Source organism: Isoptericola dokdonensis DS-3, from assembly GCF_001636295.1.
Lineage (GTDB): Bacteria > Actinomycetota > Actinomycetes > Actinomycetales > Cellulomonadaceae > Isoptericola > Isoptericola dokdonensis.
The window spans coordinates 1,254,532-1,280,656 of sequence record NZ_CP014209.1; the positions used below are offsets into that span (position 1 = coordinate 1,254,532).

Genomic DNA, 26,125 nt, shown 5'->3' on the forward strand with positions numbered 1-26,125 from the left:
CGGCGGCGCAGCGCGCGCGCACGGCCCGGGTGTGATCGGCTGGGACGTCGGACCGCACCGGTCTGACCAGCACCAGGAGGCGCCATGATCGAGTTCCGGTCGGTCACCAAGACGTACCCGGACGGGACGCACGCCGTCGCGGACTTCGACCTGGTCGTCCCGCCGCACCGCACCACCGTGCTCGTCGGGTCCTCCGGCAGCGGCAAGACGACCCTGCTGCGGATGATCAACCGCATGGTGGAGCCGACGTCCGGCAGCATCGAGATCGACGGCGAGCCCGTCGCCGACCGCGACCCGGTGAAGCTGCGCCGCTCCATCGGCTACGTGCTGCAGAACGGCGGCCTGCTCCCCCACCAGCGGGTCATCGACAACGTCACCACGGTGCTGCGCCTGGACGGTGTGCCCAAGGCCGCCGCGCGGGAGCGTGCGCACGAGGTGCTCGACGTCGTCGGGCTCGACGCCGCGCTCGCGCAGCGGTACCCCAGCCAGCTCTCCGGCGGGCAGCAGCAGCGCGTCGGCGTCGCCCGTGCGCTCGCGGCCGACCCGAACATCCTGCTCATGGACGAGCCGTTCGGCGCCGTCGACCCCATCGTGCGGGCCGAGCTCCAGACGGAGACGCTGCGCCTGCAGCAGGAGCTGCACAAGACGGTCGTGTTCGTCACCCACGACATCGACGAGGCGTTCCTGCTGGGCGACCAGGTGGTCATCCTGGAGAAGAGCGCCGCGGTCGCGCAGATCGGGTCGCCGAGCGAGATCATCGAGAACCCCGCGAGCGAGTTCGTGGCGTCGTTCATCGGCGTCGAGCGGGGCGCCCGCGCCCTGCACACCCGGGCCACCGACCAGGGCACCACCGTGCTGGTGGACGCCAACGGGCGCACCCAGGGCGTGCTCGTGGAGGACGACCGATGACCTGGGTCCTCGACAACCTCGACCTCATCGGCCGCCTCACCGTGGACCACCTGCGCCAGTGCGTGCTGCCGATCGTGCTGGGCCTGGTGCTCTCGGTGCCGGCGGGCTGGCTGGCCTACCGGTTCCGGCTGACCCGCGGGCTGCTGCTCACCCTCGTCGGGCTGCTCTACACGATCCCGTCGCTGGCCCTGTTCGCGCTGCTGCCGCCGGTGCTGGGCATCAGCTTCCTGTCGGAGCTCAACCTCGTCATCGCGCTGACGATCTACGCGGTGGCGATCATGACCCGGTTCGTCGCGGACGCCCTGACCTCCGTCGACCCGGTCGTGCGGCAGGCCGCCGACGCCGTCGGCTACGGGGCGTGGCGCCGGTTCTGGCAGGTCGACCTGCCCCTCGCGGGTCCGGTCGTGCTGGCCGGGCTGCGCGTCACCGCGGTGTCCACCATCTCGCTGGCGACCGTCGGGATCCTCATCGGCATCGACAACCTCGGCTATCTCTTCACCAACGGGTACCAGCGGCAGATCGTCGCCGAGATCCTCGCCGGCGTCGTCGCCGTCGTCCTCATCGCGCTCGTCGTGGACCGGCTGCTCGCCGTCGCCGGGCGTGCCCTCATGCCCTGGGCCCGTGGAGGTGCCGCATGAACCTGTTCGCCGACGCGTTCGCGTGGATCTTCTCCCCCGACCGGGCGACCGGCTCGCTGCCGCTGTCCGAGGCGATCTGGACGCACCTCGCGTTCACGGTGGTGTCCGTGCTCGTCGCCGCGGCCGTCGCGATCCCTGCCGGCTGGGCCGTCGGGCACACCGGCCGGGGCCGCGAGGTCGCGGTCGCGCTGTCCGGCGCGGCCCGCGCCATCCCCTCGTTCGGGCTGGTGCTGCTGCTCGTGCTCGTCGTCGGGGTCACGCACAAGGTCGGCGCCGCCACCACGGCGTTCGTCCTGCTCGCGATCCCGCCGATCCTCGCCGGCGCGTACACCGGCGTGGAGGCCGTGGAGAAGCGTGTCGTCGACGGCGCCCGGGCCGTCGGGATGACGTCGGGGCAGGTGCTGCGCCAGGTCGAGATCCCGCTCGGGCTGCCGCTGCTCGTCGGTGGGCTGCGCTCGGCCACGCTGCAGGTCGTCGCCACCGTCACCCTCGCGGGGTACGTGGGGAGCTGGGGGCTCGGCTTCTACATCGTGCAGGGCATCCAGCTGCGCGACTTCGCCCAGATCCTCGGGGCGTCCCTGCTCGTCGTCGTCCTCGCCGTCGTGCTCGACGTCGTCTTCGCGCTCGCCGAGCGTGCCGTCGTCCCGCGCGGCGTGCGGGTCCGGCAGGGCTCCACCGGTGGGCGGACCCGGCGGCGCCGCGCCACACCGGCACCCGCCTGAACAGGACCAACCGGGCATCGCGTGCTTGACTGAGCCGCACCGACCTCCCCCGCCCGAGCCGACGCCGGGCACGCCCGCAGAGAGGCACACCATGCGCAACGCACGACGCACCACCCTGATCGCCGCCGGTGCCGCGGCGGCCCTGCTCACCCTCACCGCCTGCGGCGGCGACTCCGACCCGCTGGCCGCGGAGTCCGGCGCCGCCGAGAGCCCCGAGGCGGGCACCATCGTCGTCGGCTCCCAGGCCTACTACTCCAACGAGATCGTCGCGGAGATCTACGCCCAGGCCCTGGAGGGCGCGGGCCTCACCGTGGAGCGCAACTTCTCCATCGGTCAGCGCGACGCCTACATGCCGGCGCTCGAGAGCGGCGAGGTGCAGGTGTTCCCCGAGTACACGGGCAACCTGCTGCAGTTCTTCGACCCCGAGACCACGGCGACCACCGCCGAGGACGTCTACGCCGCGCTCGCCGACGCCCTGCCGGACTCGCTCACCGTGCTCGACCAGTCCACCGCGTCCGACCAGGACTCGTACACCGTCACCGGGGAGTTCGCCGAGGCGAACGGGCTGACCTCCATCGCGGACCTCGCGGGCGTCGCCGACCTGACCCTCGGCGGCCCGCCCGAGCTCGAGGAGCGGCCCTACGGCCCGCAGGGGCTGGCGGACGTCTACGGCGTCGACGTCGCCTTCGAGGCCACCGGCGACACCACCGTCCAGGACCTCGTCGCCGGCACCGTGAACGTCGCCAACGTGTTCAGCGCCGACCCCCGCATCCAGACCGAGGGCCTCGTCACCCTGGAGGACCCCGAGGGCCTGTTCCTCGCCTCCAACGTCGTCCCGCTCGTCAGCGCCGGCGTCGCCGACCAGGTCGCCGACGTCCTGAACCCCGTCAGCGCCGCCCTCACCCCCGAGGGCCTCGTCGCCCTCAACGTCGAGTCCACCGAGGAGAAGCGCTCCAGCGACGACATCGCCGCCGACTGGCTCGCGGAGAACGACCTCGGCTGACCTTCACCCGACCGCACGAGCGGGATCGGGTCCGAGGGCGGCGCGGCCGTCAGACGGGACGCGCAGGTCGCGCAGCGACCGTGAGCGCGACCGCGCCGCCCTCGGGTCCGGTCCCGCTCACGCGCACCGGTCCGCAGGACGAGACCTCAGCCGACCCGCGCCACGATCGCGTCGGCAAGCTTGCCGAGCGTGTCGGCGTCCCCGGCGTACTTGAGCCACAGCGACGGCTCGGTGAGCTCGAGCTCGATGACGGTGGGGACGTCGTCGGCACCGTTGACGAGGTCGACCCGGGCGTAGAGGAAGGGCTTGTTCTCGCCGGTGGCCTCGTGGGCGACGGCGAGCGCCTTGCGGGCGACGTCGACCTGGGCGGCGGTGGCCTCGACCGCGCTCATCTGCTCCTTGCGGTACAGGCCCTGGGTGGGGCGGCTGGGACCGGTGAGGAGCGCGTTCTTGTGGACGGCGTGCCGCAGCTCGCCCTCGACGAACACCACGCAGGTCTCACCGGCGGTGTCGACGCTGGTGACGTACGGCTGGATCATGACGGCGCGGCCGGACTCGAGGAGGTCCTTGGCGTGGTCGATGGCCATGGCGCGGGACTGGGCGCTGACGGGCTGGTAGCGGCCGGTGTCCCGGGCGCCCGCGGACACCACGGGCTTGACGACGAAGTCGCCGAACGCCGGCATGCGGGTGTGGATGGCGCGCTTGGAGAAGTGCCGCTCCGGGTCGAGCCAGATCGTGGGGATGACGGGCACGCCGCCCTGCTCGAGCGCCTGGAGGTAGGTCTTGTCGGTGTTCCAGGCGATCACGTCGGCGGCGTTCGCGAGGCGCGGGACCCTGCGCGCCCACTCGACGAACTCGTCGCGGCGCGGGGAGTAGTCGTACGTGGAGCGCACGACGACGAGGTCGTAGGAGTCCCAGTCGACGTCGGGGTCGTCCCAGACGACGGCCTCGGCGGTGACGCCGCGGGCCGCGAGGGCGGCCAGGAGGGGCCGGTCGTCCGCGTCGAGGTCGGGCAGGACGGAGCAGGTGGCGAGTCCGACTCGCTTCGTCTGGGTCACGTCCGAAGCCTAACCGGACGAGGTTTCGTGACGGTGCCACGTCCAGGGTGAAGGGGGTTCACAGGCCCGCGGTCTCGGCGAGGCGCAGCCACACCTCGCTGACGGTCGGGAACGCGGGCACGGCGTGCCAGAGCCGGTCGAGGGGCACCTCGCCGACGACGGCGATCGTGGCGGCGTGCAGCATCTCGCCGGCGTCGGGGCCGACGAACGTGGCGCCGACGATCACGCGGCGCTCGCGGTCGACGAGGAGCTGGGCGCGGCCCGGGTAGCCCGGGGAGGTGACGCCCGCTCCGGCGACGTCGCCGAGCGCGTAGGCCACGACCTCGACGTCGGTCCCGGCGGCGCGGGCCTGCGCCTCGGTGGGTCCCACCCATGCGACCTGGGGCCGCGTGAACACGACCTGGGTCTGGGCGCCGTGGTCGGCGGTGGCGCGGTAGCGGCTCCAGGCCCCGGCGTCCGCGACGTCGGCGGCGCGGGCGCCGTCGTCGCCGAACCGGGTGGCGACCACGTCCCCGCAGACGCGCGCCTGGTACTTGCCCTGGTGGGTGGTCGCGACGGACCCCGTGACGTCCCCGCAGGCGTACAGCCAGGGGCGTCCCGCGCCGTCGAGGTCGGCGGCCACGACGGCGGTGGAGTCGTCGACGGCGAGCGGCGCGTCGGGGTCGAGGCCGATGCTGCCCAGGCCGACGTCCCCGGTGCGGGGGCGGCGCCCGGTGGCGACGAGCAGCTCGGCGGCGGTGACCTCGGCCGGTCCGGCGCCGTCGGCGTCGGTGACGGTCACCGTGACCGGCCCGCCGGGCTCGGGGCGCTCCACTCCTTGCGTCTCGACGCCGAGCCGGACGTCGACCCCGGCGTCCCGCAGGGACGCCGCGACCGCCTCGCCCGCGAACGGCTCGGCACCACCCAGCAGGGTTCCCCGCGCCAGGAGCGTGACGCGGGCGCCGAGGTCGGCGTACGCCTGGGCCATCTCGCAGCCCACGACTCCCCCGCCCACCACGACCAGCGACTCCGGCACCGACTCCACGGCGGTCGCCTCGCGGGACGTCCACGGCGCGGCCTCGGCCAGCCCCGGCACCGGCGGCACGACGGGCGCGCTGCCGGTCGCGACGACGACGGCGCAGCGGGCCGTGAGGCGACGCACCTGCCCGTCGACGTCGTCGTCCACGCCCTGGGCGGGCGTCACCTCGACGGTGCGTTCGCCCACGAGCCGCCCGTGCCCCCGCACGAGCGCGATCCCGGCCGAGTCGAGCCACTGCTCCTGCCCGGAGTCGTCGCCCTCGCCCGTCCGCTCGTCGCGCCACGCGAGCACGGCGGCGACGTCGAGCGGGCCCGGGTCGGCGACCCCCGGCACCGCGGCCGCGGCCGCCCGGGCCGCGCCGGGGCGCAGCAGCGTCTTGGACGGGATGCACGCCCAGTACGAGCACTCCCCGCCCACGAGCTCGGCCTCCACGACCGCGACGGACAGGCCGGTACGGGAGGCGCGGTCGGCGGCGTTCTCCCCCACGGGGCCCGCGCCGATGACGATGACGTCGAAGGTGTCCATACGCGCATCGTGTCGTGCCGGGCGGCGAGGCGCAGCCCGAGCGGGTTGGCGGGACCGGCCACCACAGGGCGGACACCGTTGAAGGGTTGCGACAACGCGTTGTACGTTCCGTGCACTCCGACGACGTCACCCTGGCCGGCCGTCCGGCGAACGACCGACCAGGTGGCGGCCACAGTGGAAGGGCCCGACGACCGCCCGACGAGGGAGCACGATGACCGGCACCGACACCAGGCCCACCGGCGGCTCGCCGACCGCCGACGGACCCGCCGCCGGCGACGGCACCGGCGCACCGGACGTCGCCGAGACGCCGGCCCGCGGCGGGCGCGGCACCGCCGCCGACGCGGCACGGATCGCCACGTTCGCCGCGCTCATCGCCGTGCTGGGGATGCCGGGGCCGCTCGCGCTGTTCGGCAACGCCGTCCCGATCACGTTCCAGACGCTCGGCGTCATGCTGGCGGGTGCGGTCCTCGGGGCGCGGCGGGGGGCGCTCGCGGTGCTCACGCTGCTCGCGCTGGTGGCGGCCGGGCTGCCGCTGCTCGCCGGCGGTCGCGGGGGCCTCGGGGTGTTCGCCGGGCCGTCGGCCGGGTACCTCGCCGGGTTCGTCGTCGGGGCGTTCGTCGTGGGGCTGCTGGTGCAGCGGCTGCGCCGGGTGACGTTCGGCGGCGTCCTGGCGGCGAGCCTCGTCGGCGGGGTCGCCGTCGTCTACGCGATCGGCATCCCGGTGCAGGCGCTCGTCACGGGCGTGCCGCTGGGCGAGACCGCGCTGCTGTCGGTGATGTTCCTGCCCGGCGACGTCCTCAAGGCGCTCGCCTGCGCGGGCATCACGGTGGGCGTGGCCCGCGCCTACCCTGCCGCGCTCGCGCACCACCGCCGGGAGGTCTGAGTGCCCGTCGCCCACCAGGTGCTGCGCCGCGCGACCGGCCCCGACGCCGATCGCGCGGCGCTGCGCTGCGGGGACCGCACCCGCACGTGGGCCGAGCTCGCGGCGGACGTCGCCGCGGGCGCCGAGCACCTGCGCGGGGGCGGCATCCGCGCCGGCGACCTCGTCGCCCTGACCCTCGCCGACCCGCTGGACACGCTCGTCGCGATGCTCGCCGTCGACCACGCGGGGGCCGTCGCGCTCGTCGGCGACCCCGCCTGGGGCGTCCACCAGCGTGCCGAGGTGCTGCGGACGCTGGCCCCGGCGGTCGTCGTCGCGCTCGCCCTGCCGCGCGGGCGCCGCGTCCCCGCCGACCCCGGCCCGGCACCCGACGACGACGCCCCCGCCTGGGCCGGGTTCTCCTCCGGCAGCACCGGCCGGCCCCGCGCCGTGCGCCGCACCCGCGGGTCGTGGACCCGCTCGTTCGGGCACGTCACGGACCTCACCGGCACCACCACCCAGGACACGGTGCTCGTCACGGGGCCCCTCGCCAGCTCCCTGCACTGCTTCGCCGCCGTGCACGCCCTCGGCACGGGCGCCGCCGTCCTCGTCGCGCCCACCCCCACCACCGCGGTCGCCGCGCTGGCCGACGCCGACGTCGCGCACGTCGTGCCGTCCCGCCTCGACGACCTCCTCGACGCCCTCGACCAGGGCGCACCGAGCCGGCTGCGCACCGTCGTCGTCGGCGGTGCCGCGCTCGACCGGACCCAGCACGAGCGCGCCGCGGCCCACGGGCTGCGCCTGGTCGCCTACTACGGCGCCGTCGAGCTGAGCTTCGTCGCGGTCGACACCGGCGACGGCCTGCAGCCGTTCCCCGAGGTGGAGATCGACGTGCGCCCGGCCGCGCACACCGGGCTCGGCGAGGTCTGGGTGCGTTCCCCGTGGGTGGCCGACGGCTACCTGGCGGACGCCCGCGGCCCCCTGCACCGCGACGACGGCTGGAGCACCGTCGGCGACCTCGCCGACCTCACCGGACCCGGCGCACCGCTGGTGCTGCGCGGCCGGGGCGACGGCGCGATCCTCACCGCCGGGGCGACCGTCGTCCCGGAGGACGTCGAGCTCGCGCTCCGCGCCGTGCCCGGCGTCCGCGACGTCGTCGTCGTCGGTGCCCCGCACCGGCGGCTCGGGGCCGTCGTCGTGGCGGTCGTCGAGGCCGACGCCCGTCCCGGCCTGCGCGCGCACCTCGACCGGGTCGCGCGCGCCACCCTCGCCCCCGCTCAGCGCCCGCGACGCTGGTACCGCCTCGACGCCCTCCCCCGCACCGGCGCCGGCAAGCCCGCCCGGTCCGCCCTGGGCGCGGCCGCCGCGGGGATCGACCCCACCGCCGACGTCGGCGCGCTGGAGGCGCTGCCGTGAGCGTCGTCGTGGCGGCACGCCGCACCTGGGTCGGACGGGCCGGGCGCGGCCACGCCGCCCAGGACGAGACCACCCTTGCCGCTGCCGTGCTCGCGGCCTGCGCGCGCGACGCCGCCCGCGACGTCGACGACGTCGTCCTCGGCAACGCGGCCGGGCACGGCGGCGACGTCGCCCGCCGGGCGGCCCTCGCCGCCCTCGGGCGGCACGTGCCCGGGGTGGGCGTTGACCGGCAGTGCGCCTCGGGTCTGGCCGCCGTGAACCTCGCCGCGGCGCTCGTGGACGCCGGCCACGCGGACGTCGTGCTGGCGGGCGGGGTCGAGGTGGCCGGGCGGGCGCCCGCCCGTGCTCACGGCCCGCTGCGCTACGACCGCGCGTCGTTCGCGCCGCCGCCGTGGGCGGACCCGGACCTCGGGGTCGCGGCCGAGGCTCTCGCGACGCGCCGCGGCATCGGGCGCGAGCGGCAGCACGCCTGCGCCGCGGCATCCCACGCCCGCGTGCTCGCCGCCCACCGGGACGGCCGGTTCGCCGCCGAGACCGTGCCCGCCGCCGGGCTCCACCGCGACGAGCACGCCCGCTCCCTGCGCGCCGCCGTCGAGGCCCGGTTGCCCGGCGCGTTCGCGCCCGGCGGGTCGGTGACCGCCCTGTCGGCGGCGCCCGCCGCGGACGGCGCCGCCGCCGTGGCGATCGTCGCCGACGGCTCCCGGCCGACCGGGGTGCCGGGGCTGCGGGTGGTGGCGACCGCCACCGTGGCGGGCGTGCCCGCCCAGGCCCCGCTCGCCGTCGTCCCGGCCGTGCGCGCCGCCTGCTCCCGGGGCGGGGTGCGGCTCGACGACGTCGCCGCGTTCGAGGTCGTCGAGGCGTTCGCCGCGCAGGTCCTCGCCGTCGGCGACGACCTCGGTGTCGACGTCGCGACCGACCTCCGGTGGAACCCGGACGGCGGGGCGCTCGGGTACGGGCACCCGTTCGGGGCGAGCGGTGCCGTGGCGCTCGTGCGGCTCTTCGCCCGGCTCGTCGGCGGCGGCGCCCCGCCGGGGACGTTCGGGCTGGCTGCCGCCGCGGCCGCCGGGGGTCAGGGCGTGGCCGTGCTCGTGGAGGTGCTGAGATGACCGAGATCGTGCTGGACGACGTGCACGTGCACCGCGAGGGCCGGCACGTGCTGCGCGGGGTGTCCCTGCGGATCGCCGAGCGGCGCGTCGCCGTGCTCGGGGCCAACGGGTCCGGCAAGTCCACGCTCGCCCGGCTGCTCAACGGGCTCGTGCTGCCCACCCGGGGCAGCGTGCACGTCGACGGGCTCGACACCCGGCGCCGGGGCCGCGACGTGCGCCGCCGCGTCGGGTTCGTGTTCACCGACCCGGACGCGCAGATCGTCATGCCCACGGTCGCGGAGGACGTCGCCTACTCGCTGCGGAGGTCCGGCCTCACCCGCGACGAGGTCGCCGCACGCGTGGCAGCCGAGCTGGACCGGCACGGGCTCGCCGACCACGCCGAGCACCCCGCCCACCTGCTCTCCGGCGGGCAGAAGCAGCTCCTCGCCCTGGTGAGCGTGCTCGTGTCCGGGCCGCGGCTCGTCGTCGCGGACGAGCCCACCACCCTGCTCGACCTGCGCAACACCCGCGACGTCGCCGCGCGGCTGGCCGCGCTGACCCAGGACGTCGTGCTCGTCACCCACGACCTCGACCTCGTGGCCGCCTACGACCGGGTGCTGGTGGTCGACGACGGCCGCGTCGTGGTGGACGACGTCCCCGCCGTCGCGGTGCCCGCCTACCGGGCGCTCATGGAGGTGCCGGCGTGACCGGTCCGGCCCCGGGATCGACACGCCGCCGCCGTCCGCGGGCTCGGCGCGACGGCCGTCGGTCGTGCACCGGCTCGGGGCCGGCACCAAGCTGCTCGCGCTGTGCGGACTGTCTCTCGGGCTCCTGGCGGTCGGTTCGCTGCCGGGCGTCGGGGTCGCCGTCGGCGTCGTCGTGCTGCTCTACGTGCTGGCCGGGCTCGGCCCCCGGGCGCTGTGGGGGCAGGTGCGCCCGCTGCGCTGGTTCGTGCCCGTCCTGGCGGCCGTCCAGGTGTGGACCGTCGGGGCGCTCGGGGCGGCCGTCCTGACGACCCGGCTGGTCGTGCTGGTGGCCCTCGCCGGGCTCGTCACGCTCACCACGCCGACCTCCGCGATCCTCGACGCGCTCGAGCGGGCGCTGCGGCCGTTCGAGCGGTACGGCGCGGACGCCGACCGCGCCGCCCTCGTGCTCGCGCTCACGCTGCGGTCCGTGCCGGTGCTCGCCGACCTCGCCGGGAAGGTCCGGGACGCCCAGCGCGCCCGCGGTCGGGAGCGGGACGTGCGCGCCTTCGCGGTGCCGCTCGTCGTCGGCGCGCTGCGCCGGGCCGACGCGCTCGGTGAGGCCCTGCGGGCTCGGGGGCTGGACGACTGACCACGCGCCCACCAGATCGGCAGCACGTCAGCGCCGGACGAACTCCAGGTCCGTGACCGACCGGCCCGCGGTGAGGCCCTTGCGCTCGAAGCTCGTCATGACGCGCCCGTCGAAGCGCGGCGCGACGTTGCCGGTGCCGTGCGCGTTGTGGAACTGCTCCGCGGCGTCGCCGACGGCGAGCATCACCTCGCCGTACTCGGCCCAGTCGGTGGCGAGACGCCACACGCCGCCCGGGCGCAGCACACGCGCGGCGAGGTCCGCGAACTCGGGCGACACCAGCCGCCGCTTGTGGTGCCGCTGCTTCGGCCACGGGTCCGGGAAGAACACCCACAGCTCGTCAAGGCTCGCCGCGGGCAGCCCGTGCTCCAGCAGCGCGGCGGCGTCGGCCTGGAGGATCCGCAGGTTGGTGAGCTCCTGGCCCGGGGCGCCACCGGCGTCCGCCGGGTCGGTGCCGGCGTGGCCCGCCCGCACGATCGTGGACGCGACACCCGGGGTGTACACCTCGACGGCGACGTGGTCGCGCTCCGGGTGGGACGCGGCGGCGTGCACCACGCACTCCCCCAGGCCCGTGCCGATCTCCATGACCACCGGCGCCGTCCGACCGAACTCCGCGGCGGCGTCGAACCGCCAGTCCGGGTGCACCGACAGGACCCGGTCCTCGGCCTCGCGGCGCACGTCGACCAGGTACTGGTGGCGGCGGGTGTCCCAGGCGCGCTGCTGGCTCGGCGTGAGCCGCGCCGTGCGGCGCACGTAGCTCAGCGGGCGGCGCAGGTGCGGGGCCTCGCCGACGGTCGGTTTAGGGGTCTCGGGCACCGGCCAAGCCTACGGGCGCGGGCCGCGTGCGCCGCGCAGCGTCCCGGCGCCGACGGCGACCGACCGGGGCCGGGCGGGTCAGCCCTCGGAGGCGAGGCTGACCAGCGCGAGCAGCGCCTCGCCGTAGGCGTCCGCCGCCTCCGGCCCGCTGAACGTGCGCGGCTCGCCCAGGAGCTCCGCTTCCACGACCCAGCCGTCGTCGTCCGCCCGCAGCGTGCGGAACGTGCCGCCGAGCAGGTCGCGGAGCTGGTCCTCGCGCGGCAGCCACAGGGTGTCCTCGATCCGCACCGAGTCCAGCGCCCACTCGGTGGTGCCGTTGAAGCCGAGCACGGTGCCGGTCGGGAACTGGTGCGCCTCGATCGTCATCGTCGAGACCGTGAACACGTCGGCGTCGAGCTCCGGGGAGTCGATGTGGAACCGGTCACCGTCGGCCGGTCTCCACACGAGTCCCGCGTCGCGCAGCCGGGCGGCGAGCGAGGTCGAGATCATCGTCCCATCGTGCACGTCGCACGCCGGGACGCAACCGCCCGCCCGCGACCTCAGCCGGCGACCGGGTCGACGGGATCCGTGGCCGGCCGCCTTGCGCCCGCGGCCGACGGGCCCGACGCGAGCCCCAGCACCGCCGCGAACCCGGCTCGCTCGGAGACGCCGAGCTTGAGACCGGCCCGGTAGAGGTGCCCCTCCACCGTGCGCACCGAGACGGTCAACCGCCCTGCGATGGCACGGTTCGACGCCCCGCCGGCGGCGAGGGTGACGATCTCGCGCTCCCGGCCGGTCAGCGGCAGCGGTCGGACGGCGCTCGCCAGGGCGGGGGTCCGGGCGCCCGATCGCCCCGCCAGGTCGGCCGCGAGCGCCGCGGCGGAGTACGCGGACCCGCGGCGTCCGGCCCGGCGGTGCGCCGCGGCGGCCTGGGCGGCGGCGTCCCCCGCGGCGACGAGATCACCCAGCCCGGTCCAGGCCGTCGACACCCGCAGCAGGGCCGCGCCGTCGTCCGCGACGCGGGCTCGGGCGTGCTCGTTTGCCGTCGCGGCGCGCGGTCCGAGCCCGGCGAGCGCCGTCAGCGGGGCGAGCGCCGGCGTCGCGTCCCCGAGCTGGACCACGGTCTGCCAGGCGAGCACCTCCCAGGCGGGTGCACCGGTGGCCCGGGCGAGCTCGGCGGCGGCGGTCGCGTGGGCGGTGGCCTCGGTCGTCGAGCCCTCTGCGGCGGCGCCCCACGCCCGGGCGAGCAGGTCGTCGGGGGCGAAGATCCGGTAGGCCGGGTGCCCGCCGGCGACGATGCCGTCGAGGTGGGGGGCGGCCCGATCCGCGTCACCCGCCAGCGCCCGGGCGGTCGCGAGCAGCGTCCGGCACCGGAACCGGAACTCGTGCCCCGAGTCGGCCAGACCGGCCCAGGCGTCCTGCAGCAGGGGCAGCGCGTCGGCCACCCGGCCGCCGGCGAGGGCGGCGTGCCCCGCCACCACGAGGCCCATCAGCCGGGCGGGGCCGGGCAGGTCGGCGGACACGGCGACGAGGCGGCGGACCCGGTCGTCCGCGCGACCGGGGGTCCCGGCGAGGCGGTTCCCGAGCACCTGCATGTCCGCGAGCCCGAACCCGGGGATGCCCGGCGGCACGCGGTCGGCGCCCAGGCCGCCCACGTCGGCGGCCTCGTCGAGCAGCGCGCGGTCGCCCGTGAGGGCGGCCGCCGCCGTGACCGCCGACGACGCGAGGATGCGCACCAGGTCGTCCGCGTCGTCGGTGCGCAGCAGCGCCGGCCCCTGGGCGAGCACGGTGGTGACGTCCCCGGCGGCCGCGGCCAGGGCGAGCGACATCGCGGCGACGTGCAGCGGGAGCGCCGCGGTGGCCCGGGCGGCGGCGAGCGCGCGGTCGGCGTCGTCGGGCCGCGCCAGCGTCCACATGAGGTTCCCCGCACGGTGCAGGTGGGCCATGGCCTGCATCCCGGCGTCCGGCGCGGTGGCCGCCAGGTCCGCGAGGACGGCCTCGGCGTCGTCGCCCCGGCTGAGCCAGGACAGCGCTGCCGCGTGGACCAGCCGGGCGACGGGTGCACCGGTCGTGGCGGCGGCGCGGGCGAGCCGTTCGGCGAGCGGCAGGTCGAACAGCCGGGTCGCCGCCTCGGCGGCCTGCAGGAAGAGCGCCGGGTCCGGCTCGAGGTCGGAGTCCAGGGTGAGCACGGCGCGCGGGATCGGGTCGGGCGCGGTGTCGAGGGTCCGGGCGACCAGGCCCCGCAGGCGGCGGGCCCGCAGGGTCCCCATGCCGGACCGGCGCACCTCCCCGTAGAGCGGGTGTGCCAGCCGCGCCACGGTCTCGTCGGTCCGGACCAGCCCGCGGGCCTCCGCCTGCTCGACGTCGGCGGCCGACGTCAGACCGCACAGCGCCGTGACGGCGACGGGCTCGGCCAGCGCGACGACGTCCACGACGTCCTGCACGCCCGGGTCGAGGCTCCCGATCTGGCCGGCCAGGAGGTCGGCGAGCGCCGGTGAGAGCGTCGGCTCGCTGACCCACCGCCAGATCCCGGCGGAGACGGTGAAGCGGCCTGCCGACACCTCGCCCGTCAGCAGGTGACGCAGGAACAGCGGGCTGCCCTCGGTGAGCGTCCACAGCCGGTGCGCCGACGCGGCCTCGACCGGGCCGCCGAGCACCCGGGCGACCAGGGCTGTGGTCCGCGCGGGGTCCAGCGGCGCGAGGTCCAGGCGTCCGAGCCGATCGTCTTTCCACAGGGCGGTCACGGCGTCGGGGGTCGGCTCGCCGGTGCGCACCGTGACCAGCACCGGGGCAGCCCGCCGTTCCACCACCCGGTCCAGCAGGATGGCGGAGTGCTCGTCGAGCAGGTGCGCGTCGTCGACGGCCAGCACGGGCGAGCGGTGCCGGGCGAGCTGCTCCAGCGCCCGGCCGACGGTGTGCGCGGCGTCCCCGGGCGGCACGTCGAGCAGCCCGGCGAAGGCACCCAGCGGCAGCGGTCGTGCGACGGCGCTGCCGTGCGCCCAGAGGACCTGTGCCCCGCCGCGCGCGGCGAGCGCCACCGCCTCGCGCGCGAGCCGGGTCTTGCCCACGCCGGCCGGACCCGCCACGACGATGCCGGCCGCACCCGCACGGACGGCTGCCGCGACGGTGCGCAGCTCGTCGTCCCGACCGGTGAGCGGCCAGGTCCGCTCCATGGGACCAGCGTAGGAGCCGGATCCGGGTAGCGCACTACTCGCGCCGCCCGTGCGACGGCGCGCGACGGTGGAGCCATGAGCACGCGCACCGTCCTGGTCACCGGCGCCTCCCGCGGCATCGGCCGTGCGACCGCCCTGCACCTGGCGGGCCACGGCTGGCAGGTCTACGGCGGCGTCCGCAGCGACGTCGCCGCCAAGGAGCTCGCCGAGGCGTCCGACCGCATCACGCCGGTCGAGCTCGACGTCACCGTGCCCGAGCACGTCGAGGCGCTGGGCGCGGTGCTCCCCGACCGGCTCGACGCCCTGGTCAACAACGCGGGCGTGGCGGTGGCCGGGCCGGTGGAGACCCTGTCCCGGACGGACATGCTGCACCAGCTCGACGTGAACCTCGTCGGCCCCCTCGCGCTGACGCGGGCGGTGCTGCCCCGGTTACGCCGGACCCGTGGCCGGGTCGTGTTCATCTCCTCGATCAACGGCCGGGTGTCGTTCCCGTTCACCGGCCTGTACAACGCGTCGAAGTACGCGGTCGAGGCGGTGGCCGACTGCCTGCGCGTCGAGCTGCGGCCCTTCGGTGTGCAGGTCGCGCTCGTCGAGCCGGGTGTGGTGGACACCGAGCCGTGGCACCACATGGACGAGCTGCTCGACGAGCTCGAGGCGGGTCTCGACCCGGAGCTGCGGCAGCTCTACGCACCGCACTTCGCCGGTGAACGGCAGCTCGTCGCCCGGATCCGCCGGAACGCCAAGCCGGCGGGGCACGTGGCCGCCGCCGTCGAGCGGCAGCTCACCCGGCGTCGGCCGCGACCGCGCACGCTCGTCGGCGGTGACGCCCGGGTGATCCTCGCGATGAAGGCCCTGCTGCCCGCCCGCGCCCTCGACGCCGTCTGGGCCCGCGGCGTCCGAGGGTGAACCGGGGACGTCGAAGGCCCGCCGCCGGCCACGGCTCGTGAGCCATCGACCGAGGCAGCGCACCCAGGGCTGAACCAGGCAGAGCGAACGCATGACGAGGGCCTCCGCACCAGCGGCAGGTGCGGAAGCCCTGCGTGTCGTGGGGTGGTGCGGTCAGCCCACCCGGTGCGAGAACCTCTGGAACGCGGCTTGCCGCGTGGTGTCCAGAGCGGCGCCGATCACCGTCCATGAGTCACCCGCCTCGCGGGCCTCAGAGACAGCACGCACCAGTTTCTGGTCCGCCTCCTCCACCTCCTTGCGGGCCGCGATGATGGCACGGAAGTGGGTGGCGTCGCGTGAGGGATGGGACTTCGGGGTGACCGCGTCCAGCGCGCGCACCTCGCCGTCAGAGTTGATGGTGTTCGCCATGTCGTATCACCTCGAGTAGTCGTATCGCTGGGGCCTGAGCCTCTCGCAGTGGATGATCCGGGCGGGAGCTGCGCACGGAACCGCCACGAGTTCGAGCATCGTCCCGTGCGGGTCGGGGCCGATGACCAGGAGTCGATCCTCGCCGTCGTACTCGAACTCCACGAGCCTGATGGCGTTGTCCCAGGCGTGCCGGATGTCCTCGTCGGAGAACCCGTGCTTCAGCGCGGTAGGGAGGATCTCCATGTTGTCAACGCTATCTTGACGGCGCGGGGGCGGTCCAGCAGCACCGTGGCCGTCAAGGTCACCTTGACAGGATACAGCTCCTTGACCGTCCCGGCGCCCGCAGGCCCCGGCCGCCCTCCCCCGGCGCGCCCCACGCGGGCCCCACGCGGGCCCACTCGCAGCACCATGCGCCTGGCGCAAGAAAAGGGCCCTGACCTGGTGCATCCCAGGTCAGGGCCCTTCAGTCTCCGGTGCGCCATCAGGGACTCGAACCCCGAACCCGCTGATTAAGAGTCAGCTGCTCTGCCAATTGAGCTAATGGCGCAGGTGCGCGGACCACCCCCGCCGGAGCGGTGGAGGTCGTTGCCGGTGCGCCATCAGGGACTCGAACCCCGAACCCGCTGATTAAGAGTCAGCTGCTCTGCCAATTGAGCTAATGGCGCGTTGCGAGGTGAAACATTACCAGGCCTGCGGCTCCCGTTCGAACCGGCTCCGGCGCCCCGGGCTGTGACCTCCACGACAGTCCTGGCCGGGCTGCCGTGCAGGTCAGGCGACGCCCGGGCAGGTCACATGTACAGGCCGGTGGAACCGTCGTCGTCGCGGCGCTGGGCGACCGCGTGGACGTCGCGCTCGCGCAGCAGGACGTAGTCGGTACCGCCGAGCTCGACCTCGGCGCGCTCCTCCGGGTCGTACAGGACGCGGTCCCCGACGGCCACCTGGCGCACGTGCTCGCCCTGCGCCACGACCTTCGCCCACGCGAGGCGCTTGGGCCCGGCAGCGGTGGCCGGGATGACGAGCCCGGCGGACGACTGCCGCTCGGACGAGTCGACCTCCGGGTCCACCAGGACGCGGTCGTGGAGCATGCGGATGGGCAGCGGCTCGGTGCCGGACGACGGGGTGCTGGGTGCTGCGGAGCTCACGGGTCCACGCTACGCGAGCCACGGACGCGCTCCGCACGGCGGACCGGTGCTTCCCGCACCCCGGCCCTAGGCTTGTCCCCGCAGGCCGGGCGACGACCGAAGGGCACCGACGATGGACCTCGCGCACCGCATCGCCGTGGTCACCGGCGGCGCCTCCGGCATCGGGCGCGAGCTCGTCGCCCAGCTCGCCGCCGGCGGCACCCACGTGGCGGCCTGCGACGTCGACGGCGACGGGCTCGGACGGACGGTCCGTCGCGTGCGCGCCTCCACGCGCGCGGTGCGGGTGACCGCGCACGTGGTCGACGTCACCGACGAGGACGCCGTCGGCCGCCTCGCGACGGACGTCGCCCGCGAGCACGGCACCGAGGCGATCCACCTGCTCGTCAACAACGCGGGCGTGGTCGGTGGCGGGTCCTTCGTGGCCGGTCCGCGCGAGGACTGGGAACGCACGTTCGCGGTGTCGTGGTCCGGCGTCTACGTCTGCACCCGCGCGTTCCTGCCCCTGCTCCTCGCCGCCGACCAGGGCGCCGTGGTGAACGTCGCCTCGGTGAACGCCCTCTGGGCGAGCCTCGGACCGAGGTCGGCGCACACCGCCTACTCCACCGCGAAGTTCGCGGTGCGCGGCTTCACCGAGGCCCTGCTCGGTGACTTCCGCGTCCACGCGCCGCACCTCACCGCCGTGCTTGCGCTCCCGGGCCACGTCCGCACGGGCATGCCGGCGCCGCCTCGGTCCTGGCGCCGAGCGCTGGACTCGTCGTTCGCGGACTACGAGCCCGTCACGCCGGCTGAGGCGGCGAACGAGATCCTCGACGCCGTGCGCGACGGCCGCTGGCGGGTCGTCATCGGCCAGGATGCCGTCACCGTCGACGAGCGCGTGCGCGCCGACCCGTGGACCGCCTACGACTGACGGTCCCCGTGCGGCACGCACTAGTCTCGACGGCGCACCCGTACCGACCCGAGGAGACCTCGTGACGCTCGCCGCCGGCGACACCGCCCCCGACTTCACCCTGCCCACCGCGGACGGCGGCACCGTGTCGCTCGCCGACCTGCGCGCGTCGGCGGACCGGGGGGTCGTCGTGTACTTCTACCCGGCCGCGATGACGCCGGGCTGCACGACGCAGGCGTGCGACTTCCGCGACTCCCTCGCCGCGCTCCAGGGCGCCGGGTACGCCGTCGTCGGCATCTCGCCCGACGAGCCGGCCAAGCTCGCGAAGTTCGCCGAGAAGGACGCCCTGACGTTCCCGCTCGCGTCCGACGCGGAGCACACCGTGCTGGAGGCGTACGGCGCCTGGGGCGAGAAGAAGAACTACGGGCGCACGTACGTCGGCGTCATCCGCTCCACCGTGGTCGTCGGCACCGACGGCGTCGTCCAGGTCGCGCAGCACAACGTCAAGGCCACCGGGCACGTCGCCCGGCTGCGCAAGACGCTCGGCATCGACTGAGGCCTGTCGCCACCCGCACCCGTAGGATGCGGGGAGCACGCGCGAGTGGCGGAACAGGCAGACGCGCTGGGTTTAGGTCTCAGTGTCCTCGGACGTGCGGGTTCGACTCCCGCCTCGCGCACCCTTGAGCAGTTCCCTCGACGAGGGGCCGTGAGCAGACGCGCCCGGTGACGTCAGCGCTGGGCGGCGACCATGTCCTCGATCTCCTCCAGCACGAGCTCGGGGCGGTCCTTCGCGACGTCGTGCGAGCTGCCGTCGGCGTCGACCAGCGTGCGGTGCGGGCCGGCCTGCACGAACGACGCCGCGGCGTCCTTCCAGCGCTGGACGTCCTCCGGGGATCCGTCGAACGGAGTCTTCTCCGAGACGACGACCGTCGCCGGGACCGCGTCCGGCCAGGTCGCCTGGTGGAAGTCGGTGCTCGTCGCGACGAAGCTCTCCGCGGTGGACAGGAGCTGGCGGTTCTGCGGGTCGTCCGGGTCCTCCTCCGCTGCGTCGAGCTGAGGCTGGCTGAAGGCCACCAGGCGTTCGATCTGCTCGTCGGTGAAGAACGGAGGCAGGTTGGCGTCGACCAGGACCGCACCGGAGATCAGCTCCGGGTTGTCCTGCGCGAAGTAGGTCGCGATCTGGCCGGCCTGGGAGTGGGACACCAGGGTCACGTCGTCGGTGACCCCCAGCTGCTCGAGGCCGGACTCGAGGTCGCTGACGGCGCTCTCGACCTGCCACGGGCCGGGCACGACGTCGCTCTGGCCGAGCCCGGCCCGGTCGTAGGTGATGACCGTGGCGCCGGTGGCCTCGTGCAGCTCGGGGACGAGGTCCGACCAGTAGGAGGCGTCCTCCCCGCCGCCGGAGTCGAGGACGATGGTGGGGCCGGTTCCCTGCGTGACGTAGAACGCGACCCGGTGACCGCCGTTGTCGATCATGTGTCGTGTCGCCCCCGCGGGCTGGCCAGTCTCGGGCGAGGCGGACTGCGGAGCCCCCGGTTCGGACGCGGCCTCCGGAACCGTGCAGGCGGTGACGGCGCCCGCCGTCAGGGCCAGGAGCGCGAGGGCGGACAGGGGCGATCTCAGGGACCGGCGGGAGATCGTGCGGGACATGAGGATCCTTCGTCTCGAGGGAAGCTGGCGATCTCCATCCTTCGGCGATCCGGTGCGGCACGGAATCCGGCTGGCACACCAGTCGGCCGTGGGGCAGGCACGAGTGCGCTCGGGGGGTTGCCCGCCGTCGGACCTCGGTCTAGTTGCACGTGTCACTCATCGGAGTAACCTCTCGTTCACACACGCATCCACGGGCCCGCCCCGGGGTCGGCGACGAGGCCGACAGGGGGCTCCGGGCGGTCGCTCGCGCCGGGTGCCACACCCCATGAGGTGAACGAACGATGACGTTCAGGGACAGGGCTCCTGCCAGCAGTGACACGAGTCAGCACCAGCAACGACGACGCCGTACCGCGGGCGCAGCCGCGCTCGCGCTGCTCGTCGGCAGCGCCGTCGTCGCGACGGCCGCCCCCGCGAGCGCCGACATCGTCGACGTCGGCGAGGGCAGCTACACCACCGACCAGGTCGGTGCGACGCCGCAGGGCTGCGACGCGATCGAGGCCGACCCGCGGGCGTTCGTCACCGACGACGCGCCCGACGCCCCGCTGCCGACCAACGACTGGTGGTCGTCGCTGGCGTTCAAGGTGTTCGACTGCTCGTTCAGTGCGCCGCTGCACGCGCACCCCGCCTCCTACCTGCCGTCGGCGGGCGGGCTCGGCATCTCCTACACGACCACGCCGTCGATCAGCGGCACCCCCACCGGGGTCTCGGAATACCACTTCCCCTACGCCGAGGACCTGCGCGCCGGGGTCGTGGGGCTCGACGCCCCGCACGTCGCGGTGGGCGGCTGGACCGACTGGACGGTGGACCCCGTCTGGGACGACGGCCAGCAGTCGTTGCGCGCGACCATCGGGCACGGCCTGCCGGTCGCCTGGTTCGAGGCGACCGGCGGCGACGCCCAGCTCACGCTGAACGGCACGCCCGACGTCTGGCTGGACGAGCCGGGCCGGCTGGGACTCAGCGTCGGCGGGGCCGACTACCTCGCCGTCGTGCCCGCGGACGTCCGCTGGACGGGTTCCGGCACCACACGCAGCGCGGCCACCGACCGGTTCGCCGTCGCGCTGCTGCCCGACGTGAGCACGAGCGAGCGTGACGCCCTCGTGGACGCCTACACCGCGGCCGGCCGCGCCCCCGTCACCGGGACCCTCGCCGACTACGACTACGACGAGGCCGAGGGCGTCGTCCGGACCACCTACGCGCTGGAGACCACGCCGTGGCCCGGCGCCGCGGACGCCGGGACCGTCGCCGCGCTGTACCCGCACCAGTCGGCCTACCTCACCGGCGACGACCCCGCCGGCGCCACGTACGTCTCCCCGCGCGGCGACCTGGCCGTGCTCACGGGCGTCGACGAGTTCACGACCGCCACGCCGTTCGGCGGCCTGCTGCCGGAGGTCCCGGCCGTGGCGACGTCGTCCGGCGCGGGCCGGGCGGAGCTGGAGGCGCTGCTCGACGAGCTGGGCGACCCGCTCGGCCAGCAGAAGGCCGACACCTACTGGACGGGCAAGGCCCTGGGCCGCGCCACGCGCGTCGTCGAGATCGCCGACCAGCTCGGCCGCACGGGCCAGCGCGACGCCGCGCTCGCCGACGTCCGCGACGTGCTCACCGACTGGTTCACGGCCGCCCCCGGCAAGACGGAGCAGGTGTTCGCCTACAACGACGACTGGGGCACCCTCGTCGGCTACCCGGCGTCCTACGGCTCCGACACCGAGCTCAACGACCACCACTTCCACTACGGGTACTTCATCGCCGCGGCGGCCACGCTCGCCCGGTTCGACCCGCAGTGGGCGCAGGACTACGGGCCGATGGTGGACCTGCTGATCCGCGACGCGAACGGCTACGACCGCTCCGAGACGCGGTTCCCCTACCTGCGCGACTTCGACATCTACGCGGGCCACGACTGGGCGTCCGGCCACGGGGCGTTCGCGGCGGGCAACAACCAGGAGTCCAGCTCGGAGGGCATGAACTTCGCCGGAGCCCTCGTCCAGTGGGGCGAGGCGACCGGCGACACCGCCGTGCGCGACGCGGGCGCCTACATCTTCGCGACGCAGGCCGCGGCGATCGACCGCTACTGGTTCGACGTCGACGGCACGACGTACCCCGAGGAGTTCGGCCACCCGGTCGTCGGGATGGTGTGGGGCGACGGCGGGTCGTACTCGACCTGGTTCAGCGCCGAGCCGGAGATGATCCAGGGCATCAACACCCTGCCGATCACGGGCTCGCACCTCTACCTCGGGTCGTCGCCCGCCACCGTGCGGGCCGCGTACGAGCACATGGCGTCGGTCAACGGGGGTCCCCCGACGGTGTGGCAGGACATCCTGTGGAACCACCTCGCGCTCGGCGACGGGCCGCGGGCGCTGGACCTGCTGGAGTCGTCGTCGTACACGCCGGAGGAGGGCGAGACCCGCGCGCACACCTACCACTGGATCGCCAACCTGGCCTCGCTCGGCACGGTCGCGTCCGACGTCCGGGCGGACCACCCGCTGGCGGTCGCGTTCGACGCGGACGACGGTCGCACGTGGGTCGCGGCCAACGTCACGGCTGCGCCGATCACGGTGACGTTCTCCGACGGCCGCACCCTCGAGGTGCCCGCCGGGCAGACCGTCGCGACGGGGGCGAGGTCGTTCGCCGGCGGGTCCGGCACCGGCGGCCCGACGGATCCCCCGGACCCGACGCCGACGCCCACCGAGCCGACGTCCACGCCGACGCCCGATCCGACGCCGAGCCCGACGCCCACCGAGCCCGACCCGGAGCCCACGGGCGAGCCGTTCGCCCCGACGCTGCACCTCGGTGCGGGCGGCGACCTGACGGCCGCGCCGGGCACCGCCGGGCAGGTGTCGCTCGCGAGCGCCGGCGGCGCCACGCGGGACGGCACGCCGCACGCCCCGACGGTGTTCACCGCCACGGGCGTCACGGCGGAGCACACCGGGGGCGGGACGCAGTTCGCGTTCGCCGTCGACGGCGGCAGCACCGTGGGCCTGGCCGTGCAGGCGCGCGTCAGCTACGACCTCACCGGTGACGGCTCGTTCGACCGCACCGAGACGTACGCCTACTTCGCGACGGACCCCGTGCCCGGGCCGGAGACGTACTCCTCGCCGGGGCGGCCGGTGACGACGACGGGCGCGCTCGGCGACCTCGACGGCGGCACCGTGCGGGTCGAGCTGTGGAGCGTGCTCGGCACGGCGCAGCCGCAGGTCGCGCTCGGGCCGGCCTCGAGCGTCACCCTGCCGTTCGAGTAGCACCCCGCACAGCACGACGGCCGCCCCGGGAGCCCGGGGCGGCCGTCGTCCTGTCCTGCGGGTGGCGTCAGGCCTGCGGTGCGGCGTCCGCGGCGGCGACCTGGGCACGGACCTCGTCCATGTCCAGACCCTTCACGGCGTCCACGACCTGCTTGAGCGCCGGGCCGGGCAGCGCGCCGGCCTGGTTGAAGACGAGCACGCCCTCGCGGAACGCCATCAGTGTCGGGATCGCGGTGATCCCGGCGGCCGCGGCGATCTGCTGCTGGGCCTCGGTGTCGACCTTCGCGTGCACGACGTCCGGGTTGTCCGTGCTGGACGCCTCGAACACCGGCGCGAACTGGCGGCACGGGCCGCACCAGGACGCCCAGAAGTCGACCAGGACGATGTCGTTCTCCTTGATCGCCTGCTCGAAGGTGGTGTCGGTCAGCTCGACGGTGGCCATCGGTTCGTGTCCTCTCGTGGCGGTTCGTGTCCACCTGGTGCCAGCGTCCGGGCGGCCCCGGGTATTCCGGCGCTCCTGCACCGCGCGGGCACCGGGCCGGCGCCGGGTCGGCCACCACGCCGTCGGGCTGGTAGAAACGAGGGGTGACCGACACCGCCGAGTTCCCTCCCGACGACGATCCCGGACGCGACGGCGGTCCCGCCGGCTGGCTCACGCCCGAGGATCTCGCCGCCGCCCGCGCGCAGCTCCCCCTCGTCTACGTGGACGCCGTCCCGGTGCGGGTGGACGAGTCCGGTGACGTCGTCGCCGTCGGCCTGCTGCTGCGCGCCACCCCGCTGGGCAGCATGACGCGGGCCCTGGTCACGGGCCGTGTGCTCTACCACGAGCGGGTGCGCGACGCCCTGCTGCGGCACATCGAGAAGGACCTCGGTCCGGTCGCGCTGCCGCAGGTCCCGGCGTCCCCGCAGCCGTTCACGATCGCGGAGTACTTCCCCACGCCGGGCATCACGCCGTTCCACGACCCGCGCCAGCACGCCATCTCGCTGGCGTACGTCGTGCCCGTCGCCGGGGACTGCCGCCCCCAGCACAACGCGCTGGACCTCGCGTGGCTCACCCCCGAGGAGGCGTGCAGCGACACCGTGCAGGCGGAGATGGTCAACGGCCAGGGCACGCTCGTGCGCCAGGCGATGGCGCACGTCGGCCGGCTCGACTGAGCTCCTCCGCCCTGACGCGCCGACGACGCCGCTCAGGCGGGGACGGTCGCCAGGTCCAGGACGGGCCAGTCCGCGAGGTCGGTCCGCATGCGGCGGTCGTGGGTGGCGACGACGACGGCCGCGGACGTGCGCAGCAGAGCGGTCGTCAGGGCGTCCATGACGTCGACGGACAGGTGGTTCGTCGGCTCGTCGAGCACCAGCAGGTGCGGGGCGTGCAGCAGGGCGAGCGCGAGGTCGAAGCGGCGCTTCTGCCCGACGCTCAGCTCGACCAGCGGCCGCTCCAGCTCCTCCTCCGACAGCAGGCCGAGCGCCGCGACGGGCACCAGGTGGTCCGGGTCGAGCTCGCCACGACTCAGCAGCGCCAGGGCGTGCGCGGCGTACGCGTCGAACGCGGAGCGGCGGGCGTCCTCGGGCGCGACGGCGTCGCTCTCCTGCCCGACGACGCCGACGCGCAGCCCGTCGCGGGCCGTGCGGGTGCCGCGGGCGAGCGGCAGGGTGCCGGCGAACGCGGCGAGCAGCGTCGACTTGCCGGTGCCGTTCGGCCCGGTCACGAGCAGGCGACCCGACGGCGGTACCGCGAGGCGGGTTCCGGGCAGGTCGAGGCGGGTGGCGCCGTCGGGCGCGAGGACGTGCGGCGAGCGCACCTCGACCAGCGGGTCCCCCGGGTCCCAGCCCGCCGACAGGGCGGGCAGGTCGGGGAACGCGAGCGCCGGGGGCGGCGGCGGCACGTCGACGGCCTCGGCCTCGAGCTTCTCCACCAGGCGGTCGGCGGCCTTGACGTGGATGCGCGCCCGGGTGCCGCGCCGGTGCTTCTGGGAGCCCTTGGGCGGGCGCCACTCGTCCGACAGCCCCTCGTAGGAGCGGTCGAGGCGGTGCGCGAGCTCGGCGGCACGCTTCTGCTCGGCCCGGAACCGCTGGTGCCAGCGGGCCAGCATCTGCGCCTTCGCGAACCGGTACTCGTGGTAGCCGGGCTGCCCGTACAGGGCGGGGCGGCCGTCCATCGCGGGGTCGAGGTCGAACATCGCCGTGACGACGTCGTCGAGCAGCTCGCGGTCGTGCGTCACGACGACGACGGCCCCGCGCCACGACTGGATCGACTCGGTGAGGTACGCGACACCGGAGTCGTCGAGGTGGTTGGTGGGCTCGTCGAGCAGCAGCAGGTCGGCGCGCTCTGCCAGGCGGCACGCGAGCCGCACCCGGTAACGCTGCCCCACGGACAGCGTGTCGAGGCGACGGTCGTGGTCGCGCACCGCCCCGAGACGGGTGAGCGCGACGTCGACGCGGCGGTCCGCGTCCCACGCGGCCAGGTGCTCGACGCCGGCCAGCAGCCCGCCGAGCTGGCGCAGGTCGCCGGTCTCGTGGTCGAACGCGGCGGCGGCCTCCTCCAGCCGGGCGGCGAGCGCCCGCACGTCGGCCAGCGTCTCGGCGACGAGGTCGCCGACGGTGCGCCCCGCCGTCTCGGTGAGCTCCTGCGGCACGTACGCGAGGCTGCCGCGCCGGCGCACCTCGCCCGCCTTGGGCTTCAGCTCACCGGCGAGGACGCGCAGCAGCGTCGACTTGCCCGACCCGTTCTCCCCCACCACGCCCAGGCGCACGCCGTCGGACACCCTCAGGTCGACACCGTCCAGGACGGGCCGGCCGGGGTACGCGAAGGAGATGCCCGAGGCGACGAGATGCACCGCACCAGCGTAGGCGGACGGCAGGCGGGACCGCGCCACGACCCGATATCGTGCGGTCCACGCGGCGCGACGCTCCCCGCAGCCGCCCTCTCGACGAGGAGACGCTGTGCCGTTCGATCACCGCTCCACCACTGTCCGGGCCGCGGTCGCACTTGTCGGCGGCTTCGTCGCTGTCGCCGCCACAGCGGGATGCTCCACCGAGTCCGGGACCTCGGGCGAGGCAGCCTGCGCGGCGCCGACGGTCGAGGTCGAACCGAGGTCGGTCGCGCCCGGCGACGAGATCGAGATCACTGGGCGAGACTTCATGGACGGCTGCGAGGACCACCCCGGTGCCGAGGACTCAACGCCGATGTCGGGGCTGACCGTGCGCTGGCTCCAGGGTGGTGTCACGGCCGACCTGGGCGTCGTCGACGCCAACCAGGAGGGGACCTGGACCGTCATCGCCCCCGTGCCGGAAGACGCCGTCGCCGGTGAGGCCCGCATCGACGTGGCGCCGAGCACGGGCACCTCCGTCGTCGTGACGTCATAGCCGC

At 75.2% G+C, this 26,125-nt stretch carries 26 protein-coding genes and 3 tRNA genes; 16 read left to right on the forward strand and 13 right to left on the reverse strand.

Features of this window, described 5'->3' with window-relative positions:
• The first annotated feature begins 84 nt into the window (after nucleotides 1-84).
• From I598_RS05925 to I598_RS05940, 4 genes are all read left to right on the forward strand, one after another.
• The gene (locus I598_RS05925; RefSeq protein ID WP_068202102.1) at nucleotides 85-909 is read left to right on the forward strand and encodes an ABC transporter ATP-binding protein; all 825 of its coding nucleotides are present in this window, start codon (nucleotides 85-87) and stop codon (nucleotides 907-909) included.
• Nucleotides 906-1,547: an ABC transporter permease gene (locus I598_RS05930; protein WP_068202104.1), complete on the forward strand. Its 642-nt coding sequence runs from the start codon at nucleotides 906-908 to the stop codon at nucleotides 1,545-1,547. The genes I598_RS05925 and I598_RS05930 overlap by 4 nt, the downstream gene beginning before the upstream one ends.
• Nucleotides 1,544-2,269, forward strand: coding sequence for an ABC transporter permease (locus I598_RS05935; protein ID WP_068202106.1), 726 nt, complete (start codon nucleotides 1,544-1,546; stop codon nucleotides 2,267-2,269). The genes I598_RS05930 and I598_RS05935 overlap by 4 nt, the downstream gene beginning before the upstream one ends.
• Before the next feature lie 91 nt (nucleotides 2,270-2,360).
• Nucleotides 2,361-3,272 carry an ABC transporter substrate-binding protein gene (locus tag I598_RS05940; RefSeq protein WP_068202108.1) on the forward strand — a complete coding sequence of 304 codons (912 nt, stop codon included), beginning with the start codon at nucleotides 2,361-2,363 and terminating at the stop codon, nucleotides 3,270-3,272.
• A gap of 146 nt (nucleotides 3,273-3,418) precedes the next feature.
• Here the strand turns inward: I598_RS05940 and I598_RS05945 are convergent, their stop codons facing one another.
• Both I598_RS05945 and I598_RS05950 read right to left on the reverse strand, forming a co-directional pair.
• Nucleotides 3,419-4,330 carry an ATP-grasp domain-containing protein gene (locus I598_RS05945; RefSeq protein WP_068202110.1) on the reverse strand — a complete coding sequence of 304 codons (912 nt, stop codon included), beginning with the start codon at nucleotides 4,328-4,330 and terminating at the stop codon, nucleotides 3,419-3,421.
• A gap of 58 nt (nucleotides 4,331-4,388) precedes the next feature.
• Nucleotides 4,389-5,873: a dihydrolipoyl dehydrogenase family protein gene (locus I598_RS05950; RefSeq protein ID WP_068202112.1), complete on the reverse strand. Its 1,485-nt coding sequence runs from the start codon at nucleotides 5,871-5,873 to the stop codon at nucleotides 4,389-4,391.
• Nucleotides 5,874-6,084: 211 nt separating this feature from the next.
• Here I598_RS05950 and I598_RS05955 point away from each other — a divergent pair, with 211 nt between their 5' ends.
• From I598_RS05955 to I598_RS05975, 5 genes are all read left to right on the forward strand, one after another.
• Complete coding sequence (locus I598_RS05955; RefSeq protein WP_083972940.1) at nucleotides 6,085-6,756, forward strand: biotin transporter BioY; 672 nt, start codon at nucleotides 6,085-6,087, stop codon at nucleotides 6,754-6,756.
• Nucleotides 6,757-8,148 carry a class I adenylate-forming enzyme family protein gene (locus I598_RS05960; protein WP_068202114.1) on the forward strand — a complete coding sequence of 464 codons (1,392 nt, stop codon included), beginning with the start codon at nucleotides 6,757-6,759 and terminating at the stop codon, nucleotides 8,146-8,148.
• Nucleotides 8,145-9,254 carry a thiolase family protein gene (locus tag I598_RS05965; protein ID WP_068202116.1) on the forward strand — a complete coding sequence of 370 codons (1,110 nt, stop codon included), beginning with the start codon at nucleotides 8,145-8,147 and terminating at the stop codon, nucleotides 9,252-9,254. The genes I598_RS05960 and I598_RS05965 overlap by 4 nt, the downstream gene beginning before the upstream one ends.
• Complete coding sequence (locus I598_RS05970) at nucleotides 9,251-9,940, forward strand: energy-coupling factor ABC transporter ATP-binding protein (RefSeq protein WP_068202118.1); 690 nt, start codon at nucleotides 9,251-9,253, stop codon at nucleotides 9,938-9,940. The genes I598_RS05965 and I598_RS05970 overlap by 4 nt, the downstream gene beginning before the upstream one ends.
• 64 nt (nucleotides 9,941-10,004) lie before the next feature.
• Nucleotides 10,005-10,568, forward strand: a complete 564-nt coding sequence (locus I598_RS05975; RefSeq protein WP_157557164.1) for an energy-coupling factor transporter transmembrane component T family protein — start codon at nucleotides 10,005-10,007, stop codon at nucleotides 10,566-10,568.
• 27 nt (nucleotides 10,569-10,595) lie between these two features.
• Here the strand turns inward: I598_RS05975 and trmB are convergent, their stop codons facing one another.
• From trmB to I598_RS05990, 3 genes are all read right to left on the reverse strand, one after another.
• Entirely contained in the window at nucleotides 10,596-11,381 is a 786-nt protein-coding gene (trmB, locus tag I598_RS05980; RefSeq protein WP_068202121.1) for a tRNA (guanosine(46)-N7)-methyltransferase TrmB, read from the reverse strand.
• 78 nt (nucleotides 11,382-11,459) lie between these two features.
• Entirely contained in the window at nucleotides 11,460-11,870 is a 411-nt protein-coding gene (locus I598_RS05985; protein WP_068202123.1) for a pilus assembly protein CpaE, read from the reverse strand.
• A 50-nt stretch (nucleotides 11,871-11,920) separates the two neighbouring features.
• Nucleotides 11,921-14,533, reverse strand: a complete 2,613-nt coding sequence (locus I598_RS05990) for a LuxR C-terminal-related transcriptional regulator (RefSeq protein ID WP_068202124.1) — start codon at nucleotides 14,531-14,533, stop codon at nucleotides 11,921-11,923.
• A 75-nt stretch (nucleotides 14,534-14,608) separates the two neighbouring features.
• Here I598_RS05990 and I598_RS05995 point away from each other — a divergent pair, with 75 nt between their 5' ends.
• Nucleotides 14,609-15,439 carry an SDR family NAD(P)-dependent oxidoreductase gene (locus I598_RS05995; protein ID WP_068202126.1) on the forward strand — a complete coding sequence of 277 codons (831 nt, stop codon included), beginning with the start codon at nucleotides 14,609-14,611 and terminating at the stop codon, nucleotides 15,437-15,439.
• 153 nt (nucleotides 15,440-15,592) lie between these two features.
• On the opposite strand, the gene I598_RS06000 is transcribed toward I598_RS05995, so the two are convergent.
• From I598_RS06000 to I598_RS06020, 5 genes are all read right to left on the reverse strand, one after another.
• Complete coding sequence (locus I598_RS06000) at nucleotides 15,593-15,847, reverse strand: hypothetical protein (protein ID WP_068202128.1); 255 nt, start codon at nucleotides 15,845-15,847, stop codon at nucleotides 15,593-15,595.
• A gap of 6 nt (nucleotides 15,848-15,853) precedes the next feature.
• Nucleotides 15,854-16,090, reverse strand: a complete 237-nt coding sequence (locus I598_RS06005) for a hypothetical protein (RefSeq protein WP_068202130.1) — start codon at nucleotides 16,088-16,090, stop codon at nucleotides 15,854-15,856.
• Between the two features lie 231 nt (nucleotides 16,091-16,321).
• A tRNA-Lys gene (locus tag I598_RS06010) sits at nucleotides 16,322-16,394 on the reverse strand.
• 45 nt (nucleotides 16,395-16,439) lie between these two features.
• Nucleotides 16,440-16,512 (reverse strand) — tRNA-Lys (locus I598_RS06015).
• Between the two features lie 123 nt (nucleotides 16,513-16,635).
• Nucleotides 16,636-16,932: a GroES family chaperonin gene (locus I598_RS06020; RefSeq protein ID WP_068205030.1), complete on the reverse strand. Its 297-nt coding sequence runs from the start codon at nucleotides 16,930-16,932 to the stop codon at nucleotides 16,636-16,638.
• Nucleotides 16,933-17,101: 169 nt separating this feature from the next.
• Between I598_RS06020 and I598_RS06025 the strand changes: the two genes are divergently transcribed.
• The 3 genes from I598_RS06025 (at nucleotide 17,102) to I598_RS06035 (ending at nucleotide 18,552) form a co-directional block, all read left to right on the forward strand.
• Complete coding sequence (locus tag I598_RS06025; protein WP_068202132.1) at nucleotides 17,102-17,896, forward strand: SDR family NAD(P)-dependent oxidoreductase; 795 nt, start codon at nucleotides 17,102-17,104, stop codon at nucleotides 17,894-17,896.
• A gap of 61 nt (nucleotides 17,897-17,957) precedes the next feature.
• Complete coding sequence (bcp, locus tag I598_RS06030; RefSeq protein WP_068202134.1) at nucleotides 17,958-18,431, forward strand: thioredoxin-dependent thiol peroxidase; 474 nt, start codon at nucleotides 17,958-17,960, stop codon at nucleotides 18,429-18,431.
• Between the two features lie 39 nt (nucleotides 18,432-18,470).
• Nucleotides 18,471-18,552, forward strand: a tRNA-Leu gene (locus tag I598_RS06035).
• A gap of 52 nt (nucleotides 18,553-18,604) precedes the next feature.
• Here the strand turns inward: I598_RS06035 and I598_RS06040 are convergent.
• Nucleotides 18,605-19,525 carry an alpha/beta fold hydrolase gene (locus tag I598_RS06040; RefSeq protein WP_068202136.1) on the reverse strand — a complete coding sequence of 307 codons (921 nt, stop codon included), beginning with the start codon at nucleotides 19,523-19,525 and terminating at the stop codon, nucleotides 18,605-18,607.
• A 281-nt stretch (nucleotides 19,526-19,806) separates the two neighbouring features.
• Between I598_RS06040 and I598_RS06045 the strand changes: the two genes are divergently transcribed.
• A complete protein-coding gene (locus I598_RS06045; RefSeq protein WP_068202139.1) occupies nucleotides 19,807-22,758 on the forward strand; it encodes a glycosyl hydrolase in 2,952 nt (983 codons plus the stop codon).
• Between the two features lie 67 nt (nucleotides 22,759-22,825).
• On the opposite strand, the gene trxA is transcribed toward I598_RS06045, so the two are convergent.
• Entirely contained in the window at nucleotides 22,826-23,200 is a 375-nt protein-coding gene (gene trxA, locus I598_RS06050; RefSeq protein WP_068202141.1) for a thioredoxin, read from the reverse strand.
• Nucleotides 23,201-23,343: 143 nt separating this feature from the next.
• Here trxA and I598_RS06055 point away from each other — a divergent pair, with 143 nt between their 5' ends.
• Nucleotides 23,344-23,913 (forward strand): NUDIX hydrolase family protein, encoded by a 570-nt coding sequence (locus tag I598_RS06055; RefSeq protein WP_068202142.1) that lies wholly within the window; start codon nucleotides 23,344-23,346, stop codon nucleotides 23,911-23,913.
• A 32-nt stretch (nucleotides 23,914-23,945) separates the two neighbouring features.
• On the opposite strand, the gene I598_RS06060 is transcribed toward I598_RS06055, so the two are convergent.
• On the reverse strand, nucleotides 23,946-25,592 hold the full coding sequence (locus I598_RS06060) for an ATP-binding cassette domain-containing protein (protein ID WP_068205031.1): 1,647 nt from the start codon (nucleotides 25,590-25,592) through the stop codon (nucleotides 23,946-23,948).
• Between the two features lie 106 nt (nucleotides 25,593-25,698).
• Here I598_RS06060 and I598_RS06065 point away from each other — a divergent pair, with 106 nt between their 5' ends.
• On the forward strand, nucleotides 25,699-26,121 hold the full coding sequence (locus I598_RS06065) for a hypothetical protein (RefSeq protein ID WP_068202143.1): 423 nt from the start codon (nucleotides 25,699-25,701) through the stop codon (nucleotides 26,119-26,121).
• Nucleotides 26,122-26,125 lie beyond the last annotated feature (4 nt).